At 68.5% G+C, this 5,068-nt stretch carries 5 protein-coding genes and 1 pseudogene; 5 read left to right on the top strand and 1 reads right to left on the bottom strand.

What is annotated here, in order from left to right; genetic code table 11:
- Positions 1–74: 74 nt before the first annotated feature.
- A pseudogene (locus ACIG5F_RS49155) lies at positions 75–476 on the top strand (transposase); the annotation flags it as partial.
- Positions 477–914: 438 nt separating this feature from the next.
- Positions 915–1,061 carry a hypothetical protein gene (locus tag ACIG5F_RS49150; RefSeq protein WP_396527270.1) on the top strand — a complete coding sequence of 49 codons (147 nt, stop codon included), beginning with the start codon at positions 915–917 and terminating at the stop codon, positions 1,059–1,061.
- 20 nt (positions 1,062–1,081) lie between these two features.
- Here the strand turns inward: ACIG5F_RS49150 and ACIG5F_RS49145 are convergent, their stop codons facing one another.
- Positions 1,082–1,651 carry a tyrosine-type recombinase/integrase gene (locus ACIG5F_RS49145; RefSeq protein ID WP_396527271.1) on the bottom strand — a complete coding sequence of 190 codons (570 nt, stop codon included), beginning with the start codon at positions 1,649–1,651 and terminating at the stop codon, positions 1,082–1,084.
- Between the two features lie 874 nt (positions 1,652–2,525).
- On the opposite strand from ACIG5F_RS49145, the gene ACIG5F_RS49140 reads away from it, so the two are divergent.
- From ACIG5F_RS49140 to ACIG5F_RS49130, 3 genes are read left to right on the top strand one after another with little or no spacing between them, the layout of a single operon-like run.
- On the top strand, positions 2,526–3,869 hold the full coding sequence (locus ACIG5F_RS49140; RefSeq protein ID WP_396527269.1) for an SUMF1/EgtB/PvdO family nonheme iron enzyme: 1,344 nt from the start codon (positions 2,526–2,528) through the stop codon (positions 3,867–3,869).
- A complete protein-coding gene (locus ACIG5F_RS49135) occupies positions 3,866–4,372 on the top strand; it encodes a pyridoxamine 5'-phosphate oxidase family protein (RefSeq protein ID WP_396527268.1) in 507 nt (168 codons plus the stop codon). Before ACIG5F_RS49140 ends, ACIG5F_RS49135 begins: the two co-directional genes overlap by 4 nt.
- 22 nt (positions 4,373–4,394) lie before the next feature.
- Positions 4,395–4,988 carry a LysE family translocator gene (locus ACIG5F_RS49130; RefSeq protein WP_396527267.1) on the top strand — a complete coding sequence of 198 codons (594 nt, stop codon included), beginning with the start codon at positions 4,395–4,397 and terminating at the stop codon, positions 4,986–4,988.
- Positions 4,989–5,068 lie beyond the last annotated feature (80 nt).

Here is a 5,068-nt window from a genome sequence, read left to right as displayed (position 1 = left end):
ACCATGCTTGAACCGCCACCGGAGCAGCATCCCGGCGCCGCCCGGGTGGCGCCGCGCCGACGGCGAGCCGGGCCATGAGGCCCGTCGCCGGTCGCCGGCACCGCTACCCGTCGGACACCACCGCCGCAGAGTGGGCGCTGATCGAGCCGCTGCTGCCGGTCCCGACCTGCCAGACCGAGCGCGGCGGCCGGCCGGAGCGCCACGACCGGCGCGCGATCGTGGACGCGATTCGCTACATCGTGGACAACGGGGCGAAATGGCGCGCACTCCCGCGCGACTACCCGCCCTGGCGCACCGTCTACGGCTTCTTCGCGCGGTGGACGGCCGCCGGCGTGCTTGGCCAGATCCGTGATCACCTCCGCCGGTGGCTGAGGACCCGCCGCGGCCACCCGCCCGACGCCGTCGCGGTGGTGATCGACTCCCAGTCGGTGAAGGCGTCGGAGACCGTGGCCCGCGCCAGCCGCGGATTCGATGCGGCGAATTATCTCGGGAAGCTGGTTATGCCGGGCTGGGTCATGGTCGACGGTGTTTGGCCTGGTTGGTAGTGCTGGGCAGGGACTTTGGTCGGCATATTCCGGGTGCTGCGCGAGTTCCTGACTCGCCCGGGGTGTGCGATGATCGTCCAGTGATGATGACTAGAAAGGGCCATGGCGCGTAGATCGCCAGCGGCTGTGCGGGCCGCGATGCCGTGCCGACTCCGGCCAGGGGACAAGCTGTCCGTCGTCGATGGCTTGGGGGCCAAGGCCGTCGGCGAGATTCAAGTCCTTGAGCGCTGCGGCCGCTTGTGGCCGGGGGCTGTGGCCGGCGCGCTGGCCGACTGGAAGCGCGCGGTCCACTCCGATGCCCGCCGCCTGCTTGAGGAGGCTGTCCGCCATGGGTGCCCATGCTGTGACCCGACGGAGGCCCGTGAGGTCTTGGAGCAGGCGCTGGCGGCGCTGAGCCCTCGTTCCCGGCGGGCGCTGCTGGCCAAGGTGGAGCCGTTGGACGAGGTGTTCTGCCGCCGCACCGTGCACGACCCGCAGGCGCCGGCGGATCAGCCGTGGTGGAGCAGGCGCGCGTGACGGGGCCGGGAGACGCTGGGTCAGAGGCTTTCGAGGAAGCTCAGCAGGGCATCCGGTGGCCGGTAACGGGTTGCCCTCGCTGGCCGTGGCGCGGTGCGGGCCAGAGCTCGCTCCTTCAGGGCCATGTCGGCGTGCAGGTAGACATCGGTGGCTTTCGTGCTGGCGTGCCCGAGCCAGAGCGCGATGGTCGCGGTGTCGACTCCGGCATGCAGCAGCGCCATCGCCGCTGTGTGGCGCAATGTGTGCGGCGTGACGTTCTTGGCAGCCAGCGTCGGGCAACTCTTGGCGGCGCTGGGAAGGTATTTGGCCAGCAGGTCGGCGACCGCGTCGCGGCTGAGGCGACCGCCGGCGCGGTTGGGGAACAGTGGGTCGCCCGGGGTCGCGCGGCGGTCGGTGACCCATCGCTGGAGCAGCCTGGCCGTTGGCTTGGTCAGCGGGGTGCACCGCTGCTTGCGGCCTTTGCCGGTGCAGCGCAGGTGCGCTCCTGCTCCGAGTTCGGCGTCGCCGCAGGCGAGGGCGGTCAACTCGGAGACCCGGTCACCGCGTGGAGCGGTGGCGTCGCGGTGCTGACGGTGTCCGGTGAACTCGATTATTGTCCCTTCTCACGTGACGTTGCCGGTTTCTCACCCGAGGTTGTCGAGTTCGTAGCGGACGGCGACTGAAATTGCCCGCACGGGGCCGTGCGCTGCCGTCGCGTCTCACCTGATGTCGTCGCCCGGCACGGAATGTCTCGCTCGATGTTGTCGCTCCGCAGCATTCGTCTCAGTAGATCTTCACCCAGTCGCACCGATCCCGGCCGTGCACCAGCGTGTTGCCTTGCCAGCCGTCGGGTCGTGTGGCTCCCTCGGTTCCTGCGTGGTCACGTTGATCTATCGACTCACCGGCCGCAATGGACAGTCGTGACCGTGACCGACGCCGGCGGTGACGGCCGCGAGTTCACATCGACGTCACTGCGGAATTTGCCACGCACGGCGTGAAGTCGCACTCCGGTACGACAATGTGTCCGCAAGCAGTGCGGACCATCCGTTCGATGGTGCTATTCGATTCCGTCTATTTTAGCCCATACGAGTGAGCCTGACGAGATGCCTTGCCAACCAACGACGCCCTCGCTAGCTTGGAAGAAGTCACGAATCATGGGGGATGGCAATGGGGGTTTTGTTGGGTGAGTAGACCCAGCTAATCAGATTCACTTCTCACACCCTGGGATTTCTGCGCTTTGCGGCCGGATCTGGTATTCGGAAAATCGCCATGCGCATCTCCTGTGTCGCCGACAGCCGCACTCGTGTGCGGTCATGAGTGATTCGAAACGGGAGAGGAGGAGTGACATGTCGAACGAGGAGTTCATCGGTTCCCGCGACGCGGGCGAGGCCGCGACCAAGTGGTGACGGTGTAGACGGCAAGGGCGCCGGGTGGCGACCAGACCGCCACCCGGCGCCCTTGCCCGCGAGGATAGAGGAGTTCGGCATGTTCGATGAACTGGTGGACGCCGCCACCCTGGCCGGGCTCGACGACCAGGCGTACGCGGATCGGCTGCACGAGTTCGAGCGGGCCGTCACCGATGGCGACGGCACGGACCGCCTGGTCGACGAGCTGTGCGCGCTCGCGGGCGGGCACGGGGACTGGAACGTGCGACGCATCGCGGTGCAGACCCTCGGTGCCCGGTTTACCGGGCACGCCGCGGCCCGGGAGGCGATCAGCGAGGCGACCCACGACGACGTCGACTGGGTGGCGTTCACCGCGATCAGGACGGCCGGCGAGCACCGGATCCCGGAATCAGTCGAACACATGATTCGCATCTCGGGCTGGCCGAGCAACTTCAGCCGGCCGGGCTACGCGCGCAAGCCGGTGGGCTGCGGCGCGGCGTTCACCAAGCGGGCGCTGTGGAACTACTTCGGCTCGCACGACCCCGACGAGCTGCGGGCGTTGGAGGACAAGCACTTCGCCGACAAGCACGCCGCGGTCGCGGCCGCCCGCCGCGAGCCGGACCTGCGCGACGCCGTGCTCGTGCCGGCGGGACCGTTCATCGCGGGCGCCCAGGCGCAGGAGATCGGTCCGTTCCAAATGGATGACACCGACAATCCGCTGCGCGTGGTCACGTTGCCGGCGTTCCACATCGACCGCACCGCCGTGACCAACGCCCGGTACGCGGAATTCCTGGCCGAAGCCAAGGGAAGCACCGAGTTCGCGCACCCGGACGAACCACAGGGCAAGGACTACACGCCGGCGCACTGGCGCGACCCCCGCTTCAACGACCCGTCCTATCCCGTTGTCGGCGTCGACTGGTACGACGCGTACGCGTTCGCCCGCTGGGCGGGCGGCAAACTGCCGTCCGAGGACCAGTGGGAGAAGGCCGCCCGCGGCACCGACGCCCGCGCCTACCCCTGGGGCGACGAGTGGGATCGGACGAAGGCGCAGTCCGTGCTCACCGCGTACGATCGCAAGGAGCTGCGAGATCTGGCCGACCTGGAGGCGCTGCTGGTGCAGACCACGTTGGACTGGCCGAAGAGCCCGGTCGTAGCCGCGGACGCGCTGCCCGCCGGGGCGAGCCCGTACGGCGCGTTGAACATGGCCGGCAACGTCTGGGAGCTCACCCGCACCAACTTCTTCACCCGCGCGGACATGGCACCGTTCTTCAAGGGGCACGGGGGGTCCGAGGTGATGAACCGGCCCGAGGCGTTCCACGTGTTGCGCGGCGGCACCTGGACCTCCCCGCTGGTCTGCCTCACCACCTTCTACCGCGGCAAGGACCTGCTCACCGATCGGCACAACGAGGTCGGCTTCCGGTGCGTGTACGAGGTCGCGGCATGACCGCGGACATCAAGGCCCGCCGGGTCCGCTTCACCCGCACCGAGGGCCGGATCGGCCCGTTCGCCGGCGCCCAGTTCGACGTCGAGCGGTTCCTGGACCGGCCGCTGGTTGGGCGGATCGCGCTGGCCGGGCCGGTGATCCGGCCGTTCTGGTACATCTGGGAGGAGGAGGCGTTCTGGAAGCTCACCGGCGCGTGGTCCATCCTGGAGCAGCGACTGGCCGCCGACCCGGAGTTCGAGCTCGTGATCGACACCTGTGACCTGCGCACCGGCGAGACCCGCCAGGTCATCGCGCACGGCAAGGCATACGTTGTCCCGTTCGACGTGCCGCGCGGCAGGCGCATCCTGACCCGGTACGCCGGCCCGCACGAGGACGACTGGGACGCCCGCTTCCAGCTGCGCCCCGACCCGTCGGCCTTCGGCACCAAGCTGTGCAAGATGGTGCCCGATGACATCTGGACCGTCGACCTGACCTACCGCCCCGCTTGGCCCGAATATGCCTGATTTCTCGACGATCCTGCTCTTCGTGGCCGCGGCTGGGGTGTTGTTCCTCATCCCGGGTCCGTCGGTGCTCTACATCGTGACCAGGAGCGTGACCCAAGGCCGCAACGCCGGCCTCGTCTCGGTGCTGGGCATGCACACCGGCACCATCCCGTACATCCTCTGCAGCGCACTGGGATTGTCGGCGCTGCTGGCCGCGTCGTCGACCGCGTTCACCATCATCCGGCTGCTCGGCGCCGGATACCTGCTCTGGCTCGGCATAGCCAAGTTCCGGTCGCTGAGCTCCGGCGCGGACCTGGAACTCACGCCCGTTCCGCTGCACCGGGTCTACCGCCAGGCGGTGATCGTCAGCCTGCTCAACCCGAAGACGCTCATCTTCTTCACCGCTTTCCTGCCCCAGTTCGTCGACCCGGCCCGCGGTGCCGTGCTCTTCCAGATCTTGTTCTTCTGCGCGGGTTTTCTCGTCATGGGGATGCTGAGCGACGGCACCTACGCGATGCTCGCCAGCGGCCTGTCCGGTCGGCTGCGCAATCCGACCAGCCGCCGTCGGCTCGACCGTTCCAGCGGGGTCGTCTACATCCTGCTCGGCGCCGCCGCGGCCCTGATGCCCCAGGGGTGAATCGGACGGTCAGCAGGTGTCGGCCATTGCGGAAGGGGCGGCACACTGGTGACCTCGCGGAATCAACTGTCGCATATTCG

Source organism: Kutzneria sp. NPDC052558, from assembly GCF_044547355.1.
GTDB lineage: Bacteria > Actinomycetota > Actinomycetes > Mycobacteriales > Pseudonocardiaceae > Kutzneria.
The sequence above is the reverse complement of the archived record's forward strand: the minus strand, read 5'-3'. Positions and strand labels throughout refer to the sequence as shown.

Excerpts from the sequence above, each read along its gene's own strand:
- ACIG5F_RS49140 (WP_396527269.1), top strand. The coding sequence starts at position 2,526 with ATGTTCGATGAACTGGTGGACGCCGCCACCCTGGCCGGGCTCGACGAC.
- ACIG5F_RS49135 (WP_396527268.1), top strand. The coding sequence starts at position 3,866 with ATGACCGCGGACATCAAGGCCCGCCGGGTCCGCTTCACCCGCACCGAG.